Below are 18952 nucleotides of genomic sequence, written 5' to 3' on the forward strand. Positions count from 1 at the left end.
GGGCGTGTGCGCTCGGGGTGCCGCCGACGCACCGACGCGCCCGCCTGACCGCAGCCTGTCGGAGGTCCGGCGGCTGCGCGGCGACGTGCGGCGGCGGCGCGCCGTGCGCGCCGCCCTTGATCCTGTATGGCGAAATTCGGCAACAACTCGCACAACGCGAGGCGCGCTCGATAGTGATACGCGGATCGTGCGGATGCCTGTGCGACCGTCATACGCTCCGGCTCACATCCTGGACTGACCGGCGAAGTGTCGGAACATGTTGAGGTTCAACGGTTCTGGTCGCTTCGGTCGCGTAGGGTGGGTGCACCTCCTACCGAGGGGCGGTGGACTTGGTCCACACACCGCGCCCAGGAAGGAGGTGGTGGGGATGGCGAAACATCGCCGGAGAAAGAGCAAGGCCCCGGTCGATTACGGCATCGTGCTTGCAACAGCTGCCGTGATCGCCGGGGCGCTCATCCTGGTCCGCCGAGTATGGCGGGCTAGCTAATCCCACCCGCTGGGGGCGGCGTTGCCTCGTCGCCCCCAGCTTCGGCATCACTCGCGTGATGGCGCAAGTGTAGTTGACTATTCATACCGGCCGTCAAGCTTGGTCGGTCAACTCGGCCGCGAGGTCGAACGATGTCGTGCGGTGCATAGAGTCCGCTCGTTCCTCGATGAGGCGCATTCGCGCTGTGCGTTCGGTCGGGTCGATGTGGGTCGGATGGGCGGTCATCTGGCCGTCCCATTTGCGGTAGAGCAAGCCTGGCTCGGCTGTGAACCATCCATCGGTGAGGGCGTCCGCGGCGAGCAGGAGTCCGATGTCCTCGGACGCTGGTAGTGCCATCCATCCGCCTGCGGCGAGCAGCAAGTCTCGGCGAATGCACAGTGACGCCGGATGGACGGGTGCCCGGAAGTCGTTCCGGCGCCAGTGCTCGAGGACGGCCCCGCTCGGAACCCGGCCGTTGTCGGGGTCCTGGTCGAACCCGACCGTCGACCCGTCCGGCAACAGGTCGAGTACCCGCGACGTGGTCCACCCGACTCCGGGCTGACCGAGTGCGTCGATGTCCCGTGCGAGAGTTCCTGGTGTGAGCTGGTCATCGGAATCGAGCACTTTGACGTACGTGCCGATCGATCGAGCGAGGGCCAAAGACCGGCACACCCCGGGTCCGCCGTGCCGCCCCATCCCCGGCCGGATACGTGAATCGTCAGGAAGCATGGGAATAGCGGCGCCTGTCGTTCCGTCCTCCTGGACGATCCATTCCCAAGCCCAGCCGTCTGGGAGTTCTTGCGCCACAAGTGACTTGAACGCGGCATCCAGGTACTCGGCGATCGGCCGGTAGGTCGCCGTAATGATGGAAATCGTGTGGTTCATGATGCTTCCCAGCGGGCGAGTTCGGTTGAAAAGATCAGTTCCGTCCGGTCGCCGGGAAGGATGACGTCGGAGAATTCCACGACGCGACCGGTGGTGTCGATGGTCCGCTTCTGTACGACGAATACGGACACCCCGGTCGAGAGGTCGAGTTCTGTGGTCTCGTCGGTGGTCGGGGGTCGGGTGCTGATCGTTTCGTCTACTCGATCGACCTCGATGCCGACGGTGAACAGCTGGTGCTGTGTGCCGCCCGGCCACGGCTCGTTGCCGTCTTCGAGCAGGCGGGGGTTTGCTGCAGCGAGATCGTAGGCGATGTAGGAGGTGCTGAGGTTGAGCGGTACACCCTCGTGGTCGAGCATCGTTCGGTAGTCGCGCCGAAGCACCCGATCGCCTACCGATATGCCGAGCACTTCGGCGATGCGTTCGTCCGCGTCGATCACCGCATAGTGTGCTGAGAACCGAAGGTCGTCGACCGTGACGCCGGTGTCCCGCTCCGTTGCGCCAGTTTCTCGGCGCTGAGACTCCGACAGGTGGACCCGGTCCTTCTCCCACTGATAGCGAGCTGCGTCCCGGCGAACCTTCTGCCGAGGCGCCCGGACGAACGTCCCGATCCCGTGCCGCGCGTCCAACAGCCCTTCGGATCGCAAGACCAGTAGTGCCTGCCGGAGGGTGGGCGGACTGACCTTGTATCGCTCGACTAGCGCGGATTCACCTGGGATTCGTTCGCCGGGGATTAGCTCCCCAGCGTCGATCTGCCGACGAATATCGTCCGCGATTAGCTCGTACTTCGCTGGCACGGCGCTACCTCTCAGTGTCGAAGACGGCTTCATCTTATGTCCTCTTTAGGTCTTGACTTCTTTGGGTGTCCCATGGTCCTCTATAGGAGGTACTTCTATAGAAGACCATAGAAGTTGCCACCATATTCGAGTATCCACACAGCTCTGACAAGGAGATTGAGCAATGGCTTTGAAGGATGTTTGGTTCACGGTCGCGTTCGAAGAAGCGTTCCCGATGGGTCTCGTGTTGATGGGTGAGATCGAGCCGATGACGGAGTTCAGTTCGGATCGCAATGCGGTGAAGCGGCAGCGAGTGGATCTGGACAAGGACGGCAACGGCACGGGTAAGCGGTTGTGGAGGGGCACGGTCACCGATCCGGCGGGTTCGGGCGCGAAGGGTACGTCGTTCGATCTGACGTTCGTGGCGGATGTGCAGCCTGTTCCTTCGGCTGCTGCGCTGATTCCGGGGATGACTCCGATCGTGTTGGAGGGGTTGCAGATCAAGCCGAAGGTGCAGGGTTCGGGGGAGTTCAAGTCGATCGGCTGGAACATCCGCGCGACCGGCATCAAGGGCGATAACTCGGGTGCGCGGCAGGCCCCGGCTGATCCGGGTGCGGCTCGTCCGGCCGGTAAGGCGGCGTGATCATGTCGTTTTTCAATGCCACTGTTTCCGGTTACGACGGGATCGCCGTCGAGTACAAGGCCGGGGGCCGGGATGAGTACCGGTCGCGTCCCGCGTGGGTGTACGTGACGTTGTCCGGGTCGGATGCGTATCTGTGCCTGAGCATCGCTGATGCCCGCACGCTGGCCGAAGCCCTGCCGGGGATTCTGGCTGAGCACGACGCTGGCGTGGGGTCCGTTTCGTCGGATAAGGCGGCCTGAGGATGGGTGCGGCGGATCAGTCGGCGGGGATGCGTCTTGCGCGCTGGTCCGCCGTGGTCATCATCATCGCGGTCGGGGCGGCAGCGTTCCGGTTGTCGTTCGCCACGCTCAAGGACCTTGCGGTCCTGGCACACATCCCGGCGCGTGATGCGTGGCTGTTCCCGTTGATCGTGGACGGCACGATCCTGCTGGCCACCTTCGGGGTGCTGGTACTCGCGCACGCTCCAGAACGCCGGTTCTTCGTCACGGTCCTGATCGTCGGCTCGGTGGTGTCGGTGGCGGGGAACTCGCTGCACGCGGTCGCGGCCGGTCGGGAACTGCCGTGGTGGGCCTCAGCGCTGGTGGCTGCAATCGCCCCGATTTCCCTGCTGGCCGACACGCACGGGTTGGCGCTTCTGATCCGTGCGGCACAACGTGATTCGGCATCCGAACCGGCACCGGTCATCGAGCCTGCCGCAGAGCAGGCCACATCTGAGCCTGAGCCGGAAGCGGTGTCGGTCTCTGAGCTCGAGCCTGACCCGCTGCCGGAGCCGGTGCGGGTGGCTGGGCTTCGTCCGGTGCCTGCTGCGCCGGTGCACATTCCTGTTCGTTCTTCGCGACCGCAGCAAACCATGCTGCCGATCGCTGTCCCTGTTGGGGGTTGAGATGACTGCTTCTGTTCCTGCTGTGGCGATGGGTGTTTCGTCGCTGGTGACCCTGTTGGCCGGTGTGGGAGTGCTGGGCACCTCCTCGGTGACTCCGGCCGCGACTGTCCCGGCCGCTGCGTCGTCCTCGGCGGTGGCCACTACAACCGATGGCCCGGCTCCGGCGCCGCGTGGGTGCGTGATGTTCTGCGAGGACGCCGGTCTCGGTCGGCCGGATGTCGACAAGGCTCCCGTTCCACCCCCCGCCCAGAGCGGGTGCCGCCTGTTCTGCGAGTTGGAGCGCGGACCGGCACGAATGGAGGGGGATTGGGAATGAGTATCGCTGGGACGGTCATGCTCGCCGGTGGCCTGTGCACGGGGGCGTCGGCGGTGTGGTGGCTGCGGTCACTCGCCGCGCGCGGTGCGGATACAGCACCGGCTGGCGATGCCCGTGAGATGGTCGCGGCTGCTCCGGTCGAGCTGCGCACGGCGGTGTTCGTGGTGACCGACTCGGCGCAACTGGCCCTGATGTGGCCAGCGTTGGGGTTAGGTTCGATGCAGTCGGGGTTCCCAAACGTCGTTGCTGCGGCCTACACCGATTTCGGGATGTCGGTGGATGTGCAGATGCTCGGCGGGCAGTCGCTCAAGGACTGGAACAACGACAACACCCGCGCGGCGCTGGCTGCCTACTTCGGTGTCCCGGCCGTGACGGTCACCTCCACCGATCCCGGCTTCGTCCGCCTGGATCTGCGGGTCTACGACACCTTGGCCGACACCGCATCCCTGCCGGGCTTGACCGCCGGGGTGGGTGTGGACCTGGAAGCGGTCCCGGTCGGGGTGACCGAGGACTTCGACACCTGGCGGGTGCGGGTGCTCTACGGGCACATCCTGCTCGCGGGCGCCACCGGGTCGGGTAAGGGCTCGGTGCTGTGGTCGATCATCGCCGCACTCGGCCCGGCCATCCGCGACGGCCTGATGGATGTGTGGATGGCCGACCCGAAGGGCGGTGCGGAGTTCGGTAAGGGCGAGGACCGGTTGTTCGTGCGTTTCGCTACCGACAACGAAACCATCCTCACGATGCTGCGCGAAGCCGAGCAGATCATGCGCGAACGGCTGATCCGGATGCGTCGCGCCGGTCTACGCAAGCTCGTTCCGACCACCGATGAGCCGCTGATTCTGATCATCATCGATGAGGCCGCGTCGCTGTCGTCCTATGCCAGCCGCGAGGAACAGAACGAATTCCGCAGGCTCACAGGGCTCTTGCTGTCGCAGGGGCGTGCGGCGGCGGTGTCGGTGATCGCGGCGTTGCAGGACCCGTCGAAGGAGACGATGCCCAACCGGCAACTGTTCCCGATCCGCATCGGGCTGCGCCTGGACGAGCCGACCCAGAACGCGATGGTCCACGGCCAGGGTGCGCGGGACCGTGGCGCACGCTGCGACGAGATTTCCGATCTGACACCGGGTGTCGGCTACGTCGGTGAGGACGGCACGAGCGAGTTCGTGCGGGTGCGCGCGTTCTACGTCTCCGACGCCGATATCGACGCGATCGTGGATGCCTACTCCCCGGCACCGCCGATCACCGGTCCCGCTGAGGACTACAGCGACTTCGATCCGGATGACCTCGGCGACGGCGAGAACGGGCCGGTGGCGGCATGAAACGAGGACTCGTGACCGAAACCCATATCCGCATCTACTGCGACTGCTGTGGCGAGGTCTACGCCGAAGAAGGCTCCCACGGGCACGTCGCCAACGGCATCTGCTTCACCTCGCGCGCCCAGGCCGTGGACTGTCTCAATTCCCACACCACCGAGTGGGACTGGTTCTACGACGGTGACCGCGTCCTGTGCCCCGACTGCCGCGTCATCGAACGCGCTGACGCCGAGATCGACGAACTCTACTCGAAGGACTGAATCATGAAGCGCACCAACACCACCCACGGTTTCTACGCCGAGAACGTGATCGACTTCGCTGCCCGTCGCCGGGGCCTGCTCGAGCGCCGTGGCGCCGATCCGGTCGCGGTTGCGTTCGGCCTGGCCGCCGAGACCGGCATCGTCCCTGCGTGGGACATCGACGGTGACAGCGACTCCGATGATGGTGGGTGGGCGGCATGACCGAGGCGAAACCGGCTGCGGCACCGGTCAATCCGATCGTGGCAACGGCCGCCGACGGCATCCGCAAACGGCGCACCCGGACCGTTCCGGTTCCGGCGAAGCTCTACGACCCGACACCGGGACAGCTCGATCTGTTCCACCTGTCCGAGCAGCAGGAGACCCAGCCGTGAAGACCGTCACCTCGACCACGACCACCATCACCGACCCCGCCGAGTTGGTCTTGACCGGTGTCGGTCACGTCCTGATCGCCGCTGTCACCGGGGCCGCTGTCGCGGTGAAATGGGCGCTGTTGTTCCCGATGCTGTCGGCACCGGCCGCGGCTGCGGTCACGGCTGGGTTCGTGGTGGGCTGGCCGGTCGGGGTCGCTGCCGCTGCCGTGTCCGTCGCGCCGCTGGTGGTGTGGCGGTGGCTGCGCCCGGATTCGTTCCGGCGGTGGATCACCCACCGTGCCCGTACCCGTGCACAAGCCTGGTGGCGTTACCGCCGCCGCTGGGTCCGGCTCACGACCGCGTGCGGGCTGGCGGTGCGTGAGGGTGAGGTGACGCGCTACCCGCGGATTCTGTCGGTGACGATCGGGGAGGCCGTGGACCGGGTGCGGGTGCGGATGCTGCCTGGTCAGTGCCCGGACACCTACACCGGTGCCGCGGTCGCGCTCGGCCATGCGTTCGGGGTGTTGGAGTGCCGCGCCGCGATCGTCGCTGCCTCGACCGTCGAACTCGGCTTCCGCCGCCGTGATGCCCTCGCCGAACCCGTTGTCTTACCCACCACGACCGTCGAATGGCTGTGGGACGAGAAGGAGGCCGCGTAACCATGGTGGACACCCCCGCCACCGATGTCCGGCGGACTGCGGCGCAGCGTCGTAACCTGCCGGATTTCCGGTCTGTCGCCGCGTCGTTGGCCGATGAGCACAAGGTGTGCCGTCGCCCGATCCCGATGCGCGCCGAGGACCGCACCACCCTGGCCGTGTCCTATGTCGGGTCGCCGTGCAAGGCCACCATCGCGTCCACCTGCCCGGCCTGTGCGGAGAAGAACCGGCACCTGCGCCAGACCCAGTGCCGGGAGGGCTGGCACCTCGACCACGAACCCGTCAGAACCCCCAACGAGCCCACCGAGGAACAGAAGGGCCTGCTGCGGGCACGCTCGGACCTGTTCGCCCAGTACCAGAACGCCCGAGCCGACGACGACACCGAACTCGCCCTCGCTATCCGGGAGATCGCGACGAGTTTGGATGTTCAGTTGCGCGAGTCCGGGTTCCGGGGACGGCTCCCGGCCTTCGACGCGAAACCCAAAACACGGCGCACTCGTTCGACGAAGCGGCGTGACGATGTGCCGGATCTGCCGCGCCGCAAGGTCGCCAAGACCACGATCGGTCAGCAGTATGCCGGCCGGTTCCGGCCCTCGATGTTCGTCACCCTCACTCTCGACAGCTACGGCCGTGTCCGCGCCGACGGCGCACCCGCCGATCCGGACACCTACGACTACACCCGCGCGGCCCGTGACATCGTGCACTTCGCGGCCCTGTTCGACCGCTGGGTGCAGAACCTGCGCCGGGCGGTGGGCTGGAACGTGCAGTACTGGGGCACCGTGGAACCCCAACGCCGCGGCGCCCCTCACATCCACCTCGCGATCCGCGGCGCGGTGTCGCACGAGATGATCCGCGCGGTCACCGCCGCCACCTACAAACAGATCTGGTGGCCCCACCACGACCGGGAGGTTTACAGCGGGGACCGGATGCCGGTCTGGAACCCGCAAGTGGGCGCGTTCACCGACCCCGACACCGGGCAGCCGTTGACCACCTGGACGCAAGCCCTCGACGTCATGGACACCGTCGACGAACTCGAACCCGCCCACGTCGTGCGGTTCGGCGCCCAGGTCGACTCGAAAGGCATCCTCGGCGGCAGCGAGGAAGCCCACCGCCACATCGGCTACCTGACCAAATACCTCACCAAATCCATCGGTGAGGTGATCGAGCCGAAGACCACCGCCGCTGCGGTCCACTACGACCGGTTGCACACCGAGCTGCAGCACACTCCGTGCTCGAAAAGCTGCCCGGTCTGGTTCCGCTACGGCATCGTCCCCCACGGCGCGACCGAGAAGACCGTGCCCGGCCGCTGCAAGGGCAAAGCCCACCGCCGAGACACCCTCGGCCTACCCGGGCGCCGGGTGCTGGACTCCCGGAAATGGTCGAACAAGGACCTGCCCGACCACAAACACGAACGCGCCGAATTCGTCCGCCAAACCCTCGCCGAGGTCGGCATCGTCAAACCCGACCGCTCCCGCTGGATCATCACCCCCGTCGAGAACGGCGACAAGAACGTGCCACCCCGCGACCACCTGATCATGACCGCGATCTCGCAGCGCATCACCTGGCACGCGGAATACACGCGGGCGCTACTCGCAGCCAAACCACCGGGCACACAAGAAAATTCGGCAATTCTGCAAGCGGCATAGGGGAGGGCGAAGCAGTGGATATCAGACCTGGATACGTGGACGTGGATGGCGCGGCGGTCTACCTCGGCACCGGCGTTCGGTTCATTCGTCGGCTGGTCGCGGAACGGCGAGTGGTGTTCTACAAGGTCGGCGGGCACGTGCGGTTCAAGGTGTCGGACCTGGAGGCGTACGCCCAAGCGGGCAAGGTCGAACCGATCGAGGTCCGCTGGAGCGGCGGCAGGGCGGTGGCCTGATGGGTCGTCGGCGGTTCGGCAAAGTTCGCAAGCTGCCTTCGGGCAAGTATCAAGCGTCGTTCATCGGCCCGAATGGCAAGCGACAGAACGCGCCACAGACGTTCCGCACGAAGACTGACGCTGACCGGTGGTTGGTCAACGTGGAGTCCGACATAAGCCGTGGCGCATGGCTCGATGAACGGATCGGGCGGGAGCAGTTCGGGGACTACGCCTCGGCCTACCTGCGCGACAACCCCGACGTTGGCCCGCGGTGGGAGGAGACGTGCAGACGGAACATGCGCCTGCACATGACGGAGCTCCTTGATAAGCCACTCATCGCGATCACGCCTCCAGTGGTGCGCAGCTGGCACGCCAAGGCGCTTGCGGGTACCGGTGGTAGGACCTCTATTGCTCAGTCCTACCGGTTCCTGCGGACGGTGATGAACCAGGCCAAGCGGGACGGTGCGATTTCTGCAAACCCCTGCGCGATCAAGGGCGCTGGTTCGGACCGGGCGAAGGAACGTACCGTCGCGACTCCGGCTGAGGTCGCCGAACTGGTGGAGAAGATCACTCCGCGGTACCGGGCGGCGGTCCTGCTGGCGGCATGGTGCGGCTTGCGGCGCGGCGAGATTATCGGCCTGGCGGTCGTAGACCTGGACCTGGTGGCCGATGAGGTCTGGGTCCGGCGCAATCGGGTCGAGCTCCTGGAATCCGGCGAGGCGTTCGACAAGGACCCGAAGACCGACGCAGGTAAGCGGCCGGTATCCATCCCGCCGCACCTGCGGCCTTTCCTCGTAGAACACCTGGAGAGCTGGTCGGGGAAAACATGGCTGTTCGTCGGCCAGGACGGCCAGCGCATGCGGGGCAACGCGATCTATCAGGCGTTCGTCCGGGCTCGGAATCGGGTCGGAGTAAAGGTCAGCTTCCATGACCTGAGGCACACCGGTCAGACCTTGGCTGCGGCAACCGGGGCCACGCTCGCTGATCTCAAAAAGCGGCTCGGGCATGCCTCGACGGCCGCTGCGCTGCGGTACCTGCACGCTGTCGACGGGCGCGACAAGGAGGTCGCAGCTCAGCTGAGCAAGCTAGCGGCCAGGGGGAATGCAGTCGAGCTGCCGCGAACGATCATCGTGAAGCACTGAAGGATTCAGGGGCACGTGTGGGACACGTCGGCTCGTGCTCGTGTCCTCACCTGCAACGATGCGCCTGACTCACACGCGGAAGGTCGCTGGTTCGAAACCAGCTGGGACCACCCATTCGAACAAGGTCGGTGCACCACGAGTGCCCGGCCTTATTTGTTCTGGGCGCAGAGTCCGCCGAATCTCCGTCCCACTCCCGCTGGAATCCGCTGTGTCGAGCTGTGGCTTGGGTCACATTTTGATAGCAGTTGGCCACAATCGCACCATAAAACTTTCCATGCACTTTGCTTACTCTTTACTATTGCGTCCGACTTCCACGCCATGGGAGTCGGGCTCCACGAAGCCGCTTCACGCGGGGCACGGTTAGCACCGCGTTCTCCGCAGAGCTTCGCCCGCCGCTCGCTTTCGATGCCAGTACTTGTTCGACCGATGAACCGATCGGCTCCCCGCCGTTTCGGCGAAGGAGAATAATGTCCAACGACACCGATCTCGCACCACGGACGTCGCCGCTTCGCACCAGTCTGCCAGCAAGCCTCGCCGCCGTCGGCCGCCACGACCTACCCGCCTCCGTCGTGGTTTTCCTTGTCGCACTACCACTTTCGCTCGGCATCGCGGTCGCCTCCGGCGCCCCGGTGGCCGCCGGCCTCATCGCCGCTGTCGTCGGCGGTGTCGTAGCCGGGCTACTGGGTGGCTCGGCCGTGCAGGTCAGTGGGCCGACGGCCAGTCTCACCGTCGTCGTCGCCGAGAGCGTGCACCAATTTGGTTGGGCTGCTACCTGTTTCATCACCGTCGGGGCAGGTGCATTGCAAATTCTGTTCGGGCTCAGTCGCGTTGCGCGCGGCGCGCTCGCCATCGCACCGGTGGTGGTCCATGCCATGCTCGCCGGTATCGGCGTCATCATCGCGCTACAGCAGGTCCATATTCTGCTCGGCGGCAACTCGCTGAGTTCATCGTTCGCCAGCCTTACCCAGCTGCCGCATCAGTTGATGTCGGTGCATCGCGGCGATCTATTCGTGGGACTGGTGGTGATCGTCATCCTGACCGGCTGGAAGTCCTTGCCGCGCTCGATCCGCGTCGTCCCGGGACCACTGGTCGCGGTGGTGGTCGCCACGATGCTGTCGCTGGTACTGCCGACCCACGTCGAGCGGGTCGTGTTGAACGGGTCGCTGCTCGATTCCATCGGTTTGCCCGCGATCCCGTCCGGCAGCTGGTTCGCCGTCGCGCTGGCGATGGTGACGATCGCGTTGATCGCCAGTGTGGAGAGCCTGCTCTCGGCTGTCGCGGTGGACAAGTCGCGGCCCGGCAATCGAACCAATTTCGATCGCGAGCTGATCGGGCAGGGTTCGGCCAATGTGGTGTCGGGTCTGCTCGGTGGATTGCCGATCGCGGCGGTGATCGTCCGCAGCATCACCAACGCTCATGCGGGGGCGCGGACCAGGGCCGCGACGGTACTGCACGGTGTGTGGATCCTGCTGTTCGCGGTCGCGCTGGCCGGGCTGGTGCAACAGATTCCCAAGGCGGCCCTCGCGGGGCTGCTGATCCTCATCGGCGTGCAATTGGTGAAGCTGGCCCATATCCGGTTGGCCCGGCGTAACGGCGACCTGTTCGTCTACGTGGCCACGGTGTTGGGCGTGGTGTTCCTGAACCTGTTGCAAGGCATGGTGATCGGGCTCGGACTCGCCTTCGGCCTGCTGCTGTGGCGGGTGGTCCGGGTGACGATCCACGCCGAACCGGTGGTCGGCGCCCGCCGCTGGCTGGTCACCATCGACGGCAGCTGCACCTTCCTTGCGCTGCCCAGGCTGACCGCGGAACTGGCGAAGGTTCCCGCCGATGTAGATGTGACCATAGAGATGACGGTCGACTTCCTCGACCACGCCTCTTGCGAGCTGATCACCGACTGGGCAGCTCTGCGTGCGGCCGCGGGCGGCACGGTTGATTTCGTCGAGATCGGCAGCGTGCGGATTGCTACCGCGGTGGCCGGCCCGCCGGAGCGTGGGCGCTCGCGTCAAATCATCGATGAGGCCATCGGGCCGTGGCGGCGCACGGGGAATCGAGCGGATCCGATCGCGGCGGGTATCGCGGCCTATCACCGCGGCCACGCCCATCTGATGCGTCCGCATCTGCATGGCTTGCGTAACCGGCCCGATGCCGACACGTTCTTCCTTACTTGTGCCGATGCTCGCATCGTGCCGAATGTCATCACCAACAGCGGGCCGGGGGATCTGTTCACCGTTCGCAATGTGGGCAATCTGGTTCCGGTCGGCGGTAGCGACGTCTCGGTGGAGGCCGCGCTGGTCTACGCGCTGGAGAAGCTGGATGTCCGGGCGGTCGTGGTTTGCGGGCATTCCGGTTGCGGGGCGATGGAGGAACTGCATCGGGAAGTGCGCACAGGACCCGGGCTCGGCGACTGGCTCGCCTACGCGCGGCCCAGCCTGGACCGATTCCGGCTCGGGCATCCGGTGGCCGATGCCGCGGCATTCGCCGGCTTCGGCCCGGTCGACCAGCTCGGCATGGTCAATGTGGCACTGCAACTGGAACGGCTGCATGCCCATCCTGCGGTCCGGCGCGGGATGCGGGAGCGCGCAGTGGCGGTGTCGGGACTGTTCTTCGATCTCGCGACCGCCCGGGTCATCGAGGTGACCATGGACGGCATTGCCGAGTTCGACGACGAGCTGACGGTCGAAGCATTCGACGAGTTGGCCGACGTGCGCGGCGTGGCTGCCGAGCCCGTTTGATCATGGCCTATCGAGCCGAATGATTCAGCCCGACAGGCGAACTCGGCATGGATGTGCCGCATTTCACATCGACTCGGAGGTACGGATTCGGGCACTCCTCGGCAACTTCTCAGGCTTTGCTAAGTCTTTACTAATAGCATCGAAACGATTTACATCTCGACCCATCGCCGTGTCGGGAGCTGCTCCACCGCGAGATGCCGGTCGCGGTCTATGCCCAGCTGGACATTTCGATCGTCAACCGACCTCGGCGTTCGCGTCGAGTCGGCGAAGGAGAGGTCAATGGCTATTGATAGCGCTGTAGTCGCACCACCGTTACCGCCCGCTGAACAGGGCAAGGGCCATCGCCGTTCCGAACCTCTGTTGGATCGTCTGACATCGGTCCTGCGCCACGATCTGCCGTCCTCTATCGTGGTTTTCCTGGTCGCGTTGCCGCTGTCCCTCGGCATCGCCGTCGCCTCCGGCGCACCCGTCGCCGCCGGACTGATCGCCGCTGTCATCGGCGGTCTCGTCGTGGGCACGCTCGGCGGTTCGCCCCTGCAGGTCAGCGGGCCCGCGGCGGGCCTGACCGTGGTCGTCGCCGAATCCATCAATCAATTCGGTTGGCGGACAACCACGTTCATTGTCGTCGCGGCCGGTGTGCTGCAAATTCTATTCGGACTCAGTCGGATCGCGCGGGCGGCGTTGGCCGTGGCACCGGTGGTGGTGCACGCGATGCTCGCCGGTATCGGCATAACCATCGCGCTACAACAGATTCACGTCCTACTAGGTGGGGCATCGCGCAGTTCCGCCTGGAACAACCTCACCCAGTTGCCGTCGCAGCTGTTGTCGCTGCACGGCGATGACGCGATCGTCGGCGTAGTTGTCATCGCGATCATGCTCGGCTGGCGCCGGATGCCCGCCAAGGTGCGGGTCGTGCCGGGACCGCTGGTCGCGGTTTTGGTGGGCACTGTATTGTCGCTTGCGCTGCCGTTCGAGGCCGAGCGAATCGTGTTGAACGGCTCGCTGTTCGACGCGATCGGATTGCCGCAGATCCCCAGCGGTAACTGGTCCGCCGTGGCGCTGATGATCCTCACCATCGCGCTCATCGCCAGCGTCGAGAGCCTGCTGTCGGCGGTGGCCGTGGACAAGATGCACACCGGTAAGCGCACCAATTTCGACCGTGAGCTGATCGGTCAGGGTTCGGCCAATGTGCTCTCCGGTCTACTGGGCGGTCTGCCGGTCACCGGTGTGATCGTGCGCAGTGCCACCAATGTGCAGGCGGGCGCGCGCAGCCGCGCCTCGGCGATTCTGCACGGCTGCTGGATTCTGGTGTTCTCGGTCGCGCTGGTCGCGGTGGTGCAGCAGATTCCGAAGTCCGCGCTGGCGGGTCTGCTGATCGTCATCGGTATCCAGTTGGTCAAGCTGGCCCACATCAAAATGGCCAGACGCACCGGTGACCTGATCATCTACGCCGTCACCGTAGTCGGCGTGGTCTTCCTGAATCTGCTGGAAGGCGTAATCATCGGCCTGGCACTGGCTTTCGGGCTGCTGCTGTGGCGCGTTGTGCGAGTTGCCGTGGCGGCCGAGCCGATTCCCGGTTCGCAGCGCTGGCTGCTGACCATCGACGGCTCGTGCACCTTTCTCGCGCTGCCGAAGCTATCCACCGAATTCGCGAAAGTGCCGGCGGGCGTGGACGTTACTGTCGAGATGACCGTCGACTTCCTCGACCACGCCGCCTTCGAAGCCATCGAGGACTGGGTCCGCCAGCAGGAAAGTGGCGGCAGTGCAGTAGATTTCGTGGAAATCGGCAGCGCCCGGATGGCGCACGCGACCGCGGGTCCGCCCGCCCGTGGGTTCGGGCGCGCGGTGCTCGACGAAATTCTCGGCCCGTGGCGCGGCGACGACGCGAATGCCGACCGGGTGACCTCGGGTGTCGCCGCCTACCACCGCAGCCACGCCCACGTCGTGCGGCCGCATCTGGACGAACTGCGTGACCGTCAGGATCCCGATACCTTCTTCCTGACCTGCGCGGACTCCCGGGTGGTTCCGAACGTCATCACCAACAGCGGTCCCGGTGACATGTTCACGGTGCGCAATGTGGGCAATCTGGTGCCCGACAGCGGTGACCCGTCGGTGGAGGCCGCGCTGGTCTTCGCGCTCAACGAGTTGAATGTGCGCTCCATCGTGGTGTGCGGGCACTCGTCCTGCGGCGCGATGAAGGCACTGCACTCCGGCACCGATGGTGGACCCGGAATCGGGCCGTGGCTCGCGCATGCGCATCCGAGCCTGGAGCGGTTCCGGCTCGGGCATCCGGTGGCGCAGGCGGCCGCGGCCGCCGGATTCGGTGCGGTCGACCAGTTGAGCATGGTCAATGTGGCCGTGCAGTTGGAGACGCTGCATCGGCATCCCGCGGTGCGTGCGGCGGTGGCCGAGCGCGGGGCGACGGTATCGGGCTTGTTCTTCGATATCGCCAGCGCGCGCGTGATCGAGGTGACCGTGGACGGGCTCGCCCATATCGACGACACCGGCGCGCGCATTGCGCCGGAACTCGTCTGAGTCGAATGACAGCCGGACCCGCTCGACCTCGCTCGGGCGGGTCCGTTCCGGTCGCTCGTAGGCTGGTGGAGATGAGTGTCGAGTTGGAATCCGAACCCACACCCACGGGTTGGCGAGCCTTCCGTGCCCGCCTGGCCGTCCGGCCTACGCTGAATCTCGCCTACCGGATCGGGGTCATGGTCGTCGGCATCGCGGTGCTGGTCATCGGAATCCTGGCGATTCCCTATCCCGGACCCGGCTGGGCGATCGTATTCGCCGGACTTGGCATTCTCGCCACCGAATTCGCCTGGGCGCGCCGTGCACTGGGCTGGCTGCGTGACAGGTACCGGCAGGGTATGGCGTGGTATTCCGCACGCGGCCCGGCGATGCGGGTATTCGGGGCGGTGGCTACCTTCGCGGTGGTCCTCGCGACACTGTGGGTATTGGGAACATACGAGTTGGTCGGCGGCTGGATCGGAGTCGAATGGCAGTGGTTACACAGTCCCCGCAAATAGTGAATACCGTCCCGGGCCGCACCCTGACCGAGCCGGACTGGCTGTCGGCGCGCATCGCCGAGATGGGCCGCTCCTGGGGCACCACCGAACCGCGCGTCTGCGGCACGCTGTGGTGGTGCATGGTCGCATCGGCACTGGTCGAACAGTTGGCGTGCGCCTACGCGAACGAGGAGCCGGCGCCGGAACCTTATTTGGACCGCATCGACTGTGAGGTCCGTCCGGATGGCGGCATAGCACGAGTCCGCATCAACGCCGTCGCAGGTGCCGCGCCCGGCGATAAAGGTGCACCTGAATGTGACGCCGCGCTCGGCCATGCCTGCGCTCGGGTGCTGCGGGAGACCTTGGCCACCGTGATCGGCCCGGTAGCGGCGGTCTCCGGTGCCGGAGTGCCGTCACTCTGGGCGATTGCTGCCGATGCCATCGGCAACCGAGCCCTCGATGCGGGGAATCCCGAGGCCGGGGCACGGCTCGCGCGGGAGGTCGGAGGAAAGCTGCCGGTACCGCGGTTCGTCGACGTCGACGGGCGGACCTTTGTCCGCCGGATCTCGTGCTGCCTGGTCTTCGAGGTGCCCGGTTGCGAAATGTGCACTAGTTGCCCGAAGCGGCCGGCCGCCGAACGCCAGACCCTGCTGGCTCGGCTCGCCGCCGAAAGCTGATCGTCCGCAAGGTTTTCGGCATCCACACCGCGTGCTTCGCGGTTCGCGCCGCACGATCATCGGTCTCGGATCCGAACCAGGCCGGGCGGGTCGAGTCGTCTGGGGCACCCTCCGCACGGGCGGCGGTCGCGTGACCGAACCGATTGCCGGATGTCACGTTCGGGTCTCGCCCGTCGGCACCGGCCGATCCGCGACGCGGCGATCCGAGTCCATCGACGCGGGGCCGCCACGGTGCCGATAGCATGGTCGCGCCGGAGCAAATTCGCCTCCGACGATGAGCCGTGGGCAACCGCCCGCACCCTCGCGGGAACACGCCCGCCAGCGAACGCCAAGGAGTCTCTCGCCGTGACCACCTCAGCACCTATCAGCCCTGTCGCCCTCGTCCGGGTGCCGGCCGGGACGACGGCGGGTGCCGCGGTGCGTGAGGCGGGGCTGCCGACGAAGGGGCCGGACACCATCGTTGTCGTCCGCGATGCGGAGGGCCTCAAGGATCTGTCCTGGACCCCGGAAACCGATGTCGAGGTCGAGGCGGTCGCCGCCGATACCGAGGACGGACGCAGCGTGATCCGGCATTCGGCCGCACATGTGCTGGCCCAGGCCGTGCAGCAGGAGTTCCCCGAGGCCAAGCTCGGCATCGGCCCGCCCATCAAGGACGGCTTCTACTACGATTTCCAGGTCGACCGGCCGTTCACCCCCGAGGATCTGGCCAAGCTGGAATCCCGGATGAAGAAGATCGTCAAAGGCGCGCAGCGGTTTTCGCGCCGGGTGGTCGAGGTCGACGACGCGCGCGTGGAACTGGCCAAGGAGCCGTTCAAACTCGAGCTGATCAGCGATAAGTCCGGTATCGACGATCCGGAGGTCATGGAGGTCGGCGGTAAAGAGCTGACCATCTACGACAATCTGGACCCGCGCACCGGCGAAAAGGTCTGGGGTGATTTGTGCCGCGGCCCGCACATCCCGACCACCAAATTCATCCCCGCCTTCAAGCTGACCCGCAGCTCGGCCGCCTATTGGCGCGGAGACCAGAACCGCGAGGATCTGCAGCGCATCTACGGGACCGCCTGGGAATCGCAGGAGGCCCTGGACGAGCACCTGCACCTGCTCGAAGAGGCCGAGCGCCGCGACCACCGCAAACTCGGTCTGGAGCTGGATCTGTTCAGCTTCCCGGACGAACTCGGCTCCGGTCTGCCGGTGTTCCACCCCAAGGGTGGCATCATCCGCAAGGAACTCGAGGAGTATTCGCGCCGCCGACACGTTGCCGCGGGCTATGAGTTCGTCAATACGCCACACATCACCAAGGGGCACCTCTTCGAGGTCTCCGGTCACCTGGACTGGTATCGGGACGGCATGTTCCCGGCCATGCACCTGGACGCCGAACTGAATGAGGACGGTTCCGTCCGCAAGCCCGGCCAGGACTACTACGTCAAGCCGATGAACTGCCCGATGCACAACCTGATCTTCCGCTCGCGCGGCCGGTCCTACCGGGAGCTGCCGCTGCGGATGTTCGAATTCGGCTCGGTCTACCGGTACGAGAAGTCCGGTGTCGTGCACGGTCTGACCCGGGTGCGCGGTATGACCCAGGACGATGCGCACATCTACTGCACCAAGGAGCAGATGCACGCCGAGCTGACCAGCACGCTGCAATTCGTGCTCGGGCTGCTCGCCGACTACGGCCTCGACGACTTCTACCTCGAGTTGTCCACCAAGGATCCGAAGAAGTTCGTCGGCTCCGAGGAGATGTGGGAGGAGGCCACCGAGACCCTGCGCAAGGTGGCCACCGACTCCGGACTGGAACTGGTCCCGGATCCGGGCGGCGCCGCCTTCTACGGCCCGAAGATCTCGGTGCAGGCCAAGGATGCGCTCGGGCGCACCTGGCAGATGTCGACCATCCAGCTCGACTTCAACCTGCCTGAGCGCTTCGACCTGGAATACACCGCCTCCGACGGCACCAAACAGCGGCCGGTAATGATCCACCGCGCCCTGTTCGGTTCCATCGAACGCTTCTTCGGCGTGCTTACCGAGCATTACGCGGGCGCCTTCCCGGCCTGGCTCTCGCCGGTTCAGGTCGTCGGCATTCCGGTCGCGGAAGCCTTTGCGCCGCATCTGGATTCGGTAATCGAGCAGCTGCGCGACGCGGGTATTCGCGCGCAGGTCGATCGCAGCGACGACCGGATGCAGAAGAAGATCTTCAATAACACCGCGCAGAAGATCCCCTTCATGCTGCTGGCCGGCGAGCGCGATGTGAACGCGGGCGCGGTCAGCTTCCGCTTCCGCGACGGCACCCAGGTCAATGGCGTGCCGGTCGCCGCCGCGGTGGCCACGGTCGTGGAATGGATCGCGACCCGGGAGAACGCCTCGCCGACCGCCGAGGGTTTTGTGGTGAAGGGCGGCGCATGAGTGAGTGGACCGCGCCCGGGTTCGCGGATGTGAACGCGGACTCGGACGAGCAGGGCAGCATCGTGGATACCGGAGCCGGTGAGCCGGATCGGTTGCAGCGGTTGTGGACTCCCTACCGGATGTCATATATCGCCGAGGCCGCCACCACCGATCCGAAAGACACCACGGGCCATCCGTTCACCGAAATTCCGAAGATGTCGGATGAGGACGGTCTGGTCATCGCCCGTGGCGAGCACGTCTACGCGGTACTGAACCTGTACCCGTACAACCCGGGGCACATGATGGTTGTGCCCTACCGCAAGGTGGCCAACCTCGAGGATCTGACGCTGGAGGAAAGCGCCGAACTGATGGCGTTCACCCAGCAGGCGATCCGGGTGATGAAGCGGGTCTCGCGGCCGCACGGATTCAATGTCGGGCTGAATCTCGGTGGCGTGGCCGGTGGTTCACTCGCCGACCATCTGCATCAGCACATCGTGCCGCGCTGGGGTGGCGACGCCAACTTCATCACCGTAGTCGGCGGTGTGAAGGTCATGCCGCAATTGCTACGGGAAACTCGGGCGCTGCTGTCGGCGGCGTGGAAGGAAGTCGAGTAG

The 18952-nt window shown here is 65.8% G+C and carries 20 protein-coding genes and 1 pseudogene; 18 read left to right on the forward strand and 3 right to left on the reverse strand.

What is annotated here, in order from left to right:
- Positions 1-580: 580 nt before the first annotated feature.
- The 3 genes and pseudogenes from ACW2Q0_RS05995 to ACW2Q0_RS06005 all read right to left on the reverse strand — a co-directional run.
- Positions 581-1351, reverse strand: coding sequence for a glycosyltransferase family 2 protein (locus ACW2Q0_RS05995; protein WP_457186999.1), 771 nt, complete (start codon positions 1349-1351; stop codon positions 581-583).
- Complete coding sequence (locus ACW2Q0_RS06000) at positions 1348-1788, reverse strand: UTRA domain-containing protein (protein WP_457187722.1); 441 nt, start codon at positions 1786-1788, stop codon at positions 1348-1350. The genes ACW2Q0_RS05995 and ACW2Q0_RS06000 overlap by 4 nt, the downstream gene beginning before the upstream one ends.
- Positions 1789-1956: 168 nt before the next feature.
- Positions 1957-2178 (reverse strand): annotated as a pseudogene (locus ACW2Q0_RS06005) (GntR family transcriptional regulator); the annotation flags it as partial.
- Positions 2179-2308: 130 nt separating this feature from the next.
- Between ACW2Q0_RS06005 and ACW2Q0_RS06010 the strand changes: the two are divergent.
- The 18 genes from ACW2Q0_RS06010 to ACW2Q0_RS06095 all read left to right on the forward strand — a co-directional run bounded on the left by ACW2Q0_RS06010 (position 2309) and on the right by ACW2Q0_RS06095 (position 18952).
- Positions 2309-2767, forward strand: coding sequence for a hypothetical protein (locus ACW2Q0_RS06010; protein ID WP_457187001.1), 459 nt, complete (start codon positions 2309-2311; stop codon positions 2765-2767).
- 2 nt (positions 2768-2769) lie between these two features.
- A complete protein-coding gene (locus ACW2Q0_RS06015; protein ID WP_457187003.1) occupies positions 2770-3006 on the forward strand; it encodes a hypothetical protein in 237 nt (78 codons plus the stop codon).
- Positions 3007-3008: 2 nt separating this feature from the next.
- On the forward strand, positions 3009-3650 hold the full coding sequence (locus tag ACW2Q0_RS06020) for a DUF2637 domain-containing protein (protein ID WP_457187005.1): 642 nt from the start codon (positions 3009-3011) through the stop codon (positions 3648-3650).
- A gap of 1 nt (position 3651) precedes the next feature.
- Entirely contained in the window at positions 3652-3966 is a 315-nt protein-coding gene (locus ACW2Q0_RS06025) for a hypothetical protein (protein ID WP_457187006.1), read from the forward strand.
- Positions 3963-5285, forward strand: a complete 1323-nt coding sequence (locus tag ACW2Q0_RS06030) for an FtsK/SpoIIIE domain-containing protein (protein WP_457187008.1) — start codon at positions 3963-3965, stop codon at positions 5283-5285. The genes ACW2Q0_RS06025 and ACW2Q0_RS06030 overlap by 4 nt, the downstream gene beginning before the upstream one ends.
- 11 nt (positions 5286-5296) lie before the next feature.
- A complete protein-coding gene (locus tag ACW2Q0_RS06035; protein WP_457187010.1) occupies positions 5297-5539 on the forward strand; it encodes a hypothetical protein in 243 nt (80 codons plus the stop codon).
- A gap of 3 nt (positions 5540-5542) precedes the next feature.
- On the forward strand, positions 5543-5740 hold the full coding sequence (locus ACW2Q0_RS06040) for a hypothetical protein (protein ID WP_457187012.1): 198 nt from the start codon (positions 5543-5545) through the stop codon (positions 5738-5740).
- The gene (locus ACW2Q0_RS06045; protein ID WP_457187014.1) at positions 5737-5910 is read left to right on the forward strand and encodes a hypothetical protein; all 174 of its coding nucleotides are present in this window, start codon (positions 5737-5739) and stop codon (positions 5908-5910) included. Before ACW2Q0_RS06040 ends, ACW2Q0_RS06045 begins: the two co-directional genes overlap by 4 nt.
- Complete coding sequence (locus tag ACW2Q0_RS06050; RefSeq protein ID WP_457187016.1) at positions 5907-6548, forward strand: hypothetical protein; 642 nt, start codon at positions 5907-5909, stop codon at positions 6546-6548. The genes ACW2Q0_RS06045 and ACW2Q0_RS06050 overlap by 4 nt, the downstream gene beginning before the upstream one ends.
- A gap of 2 nt (positions 6549-6550) precedes the next feature.
- Positions 6551-8191 carry a replication initiator gene (locus ACW2Q0_RS06055; RefSeq protein WP_457187018.1) on the forward strand — a complete coding sequence of 547 codons (1641 nt, stop codon included), beginning with the start codon at positions 6551-6553 and terminating at the stop codon, positions 8189-8191.
- Between the two features lie 14 nt (positions 8192-8205).
- On the forward strand, positions 8206-8424 hold the full coding sequence (locus ACW2Q0_RS06060; protein ID WP_457187020.1) for an excisionase family DNA-binding protein: 219 nt from the start codon (positions 8206-8208) through the stop codon (positions 8422-8424).
- The gene (locus ACW2Q0_RS06065) at positions 8424-9545 is read left to right on the forward strand and encodes a site-specific integrase (RefSeq protein WP_457187022.1); all 1122 of its coding nucleotides are present in this window, start codon (positions 8424-8426) and stop codon (positions 9543-9545) included. The genes ACW2Q0_RS06060 and ACW2Q0_RS06065 overlap by 1 nt, the downstream gene beginning before the upstream one ends.
- 467 nt (positions 9546-10012) lie before the next feature.
- Entirely contained in the window at positions 10013-12277 is a 2265-nt protein-coding gene (locus ACW2Q0_RS06070; protein ID WP_457187024.1) for a SulP family inorganic anion transporter, read from the forward strand.
- A gap of 279 nt (positions 12278-12556) precedes the next feature.
- A complete protein-coding gene (locus ACW2Q0_RS06075) occupies positions 12557-14812 on the forward strand; it encodes a solute carrier family 23 protein (protein ID WP_457187026.1) in 2256 nt (751 codons plus the stop codon).
- A 71-nt stretch (positions 14813-14883) separates the two neighbouring features.
- A complete protein-coding gene (locus tag ACW2Q0_RS06080) occupies positions 14884-15306 on the forward strand; it encodes a TIGR02611 family protein (protein WP_457187028.1) in 423 nt (140 codons plus the stop codon).
- Positions 15276-15962 (forward strand): (2Fe-2S)-binding protein, encoded by a 687-nt coding sequence (locus tag ACW2Q0_RS06085; RefSeq protein WP_457187030.1) that lies wholly within the window; start codon positions 15276-15278, stop codon positions 15960-15962. Before ACW2Q0_RS06080 ends, ACW2Q0_RS06085 begins: the two co-directional genes overlap by 31 nt.
- 345 nt (positions 15963-16307) lie before the next feature.
- Complete coding sequence (gene thrS, locus ACW2Q0_RS06090) at positions 16308-18359, forward strand: threonine--tRNA ligase (protein WP_457187032.1); 2052 nt, start codon at positions 16308-16310, stop codon at positions 18357-18359.
- Entirely contained in the window at positions 18356-18952 is a 597-nt protein-coding gene (locus tag ACW2Q0_RS06095; RefSeq protein ID WP_457187034.1) for an HIT family protein, read from the forward strand. Before thrS ends, ACW2Q0_RS06095 begins: the two co-directional genes overlap by 4 nt.

The sequence above is a fragment of the Nocardia citri genome (assembly GCF_054065835.1).

Coding starts and splice junctions, on each gene's coding strand:
- ACW2Q0_RS05995 (WP_457186999.1), bottom strand. CDS start 1,351: ATGAACCACACGATTTCCATCATTACGGCGACCTACCGGCCGATCGCC.
- ACW2Q0_RS06010 (WP_457187001.1), top strand. CDS start 2,309: ATGGCTTTGAAGGATGTTTGGTTCACGGTCGCGTTCGAAGAAGCGTTC.
- ACW2Q0_RS06015 (WP_457187003.1), top strand. CDS start 2,770: ATGTCGTTTTTCAATGCCACTGTTTCCGGTTACGACGGGATCGCCGTC.
- ACW2Q0_RS06020 (WP_457187005.1), top strand. CDS start 3,009: ATGGGTGCGGCGGATCAGTCGGCGGGGATGCGTCTTGCGCGCTGGTCC.
- ACW2Q0_RS06025 (WP_457187006.1), top strand. CDS start 3,652: ATGACTGCTTCTGTTCCTGCTGTGGCGATGGGTGTTTCGTCGCTGGTG.
- ACW2Q0_RS06030 (WP_457187008.1), top strand. CDS start 3,963: ATGAGTATCGCTGGGACGGTCATGCTCGCCGGTGGCCTGTGCACGGGG.
- ACW2Q0_RS06040 (WP_457187012.1), top strand. CDS start 5,543: ATGAAGCGCACCAACACCACCCACGGTTTCTACGCCGAGAACGTGATC.
- ACW2Q0_RS06045 (WP_457187014.1), top strand. CDS start 5,737: ATGACCGAGGCGAAACCGGCTGCGGCACCGGTCAATCCGATCGTGGCA.
- ACW2Q0_RS06055 (WP_457187018.1), top strand. CDS start 6,551: ATGGTGGACACCCCCGCCACCGATGTCCGGCGGACTGCGGCGCAGCGT.
- ACW2Q0_RS06065 (WP_457187022.1), top strand. CDS start 8,424: ATGGGTCGTCGGCGGTTCGGCAAAGTTCGCAAGCTGCCTTCGGGCAAG.
- ACW2Q0_RS06070 (WP_457187024.1), top strand. CDS start 10,013: ATGTCCAACGACACCGATCTCGCACCACGGACGTCGCCGCTTCGCACC.
- ACW2Q0_RS06075 (WP_457187026.1), top strand. CDS start 12,557: ATGGCTATTGATAGCGCTGTAGTCGCACCACCGTTACCGCCCGCTGAA.
- ACW2Q0_RS06080 (WP_457187028.1), top strand. CDS start 14,884: ATGAGTGTCGAGTTGGAATCCGAACCCACACCCACGGGTTGGCGAGCC.
- ACW2Q0_RS06085 (WP_457187030.1), top strand. CDS start 15,276: ATGGCAGTGGTTACACAGTCCCCGCAAATAGTGAATACCGTCCCGGGC.
- ACW2Q0_RS06095 (WP_457187034.1), top strand. CDS start 18,356: ATGAGTGAGTGGACCGCGCCCGGGTTCGCGGATGTGAACGCGGACTCG.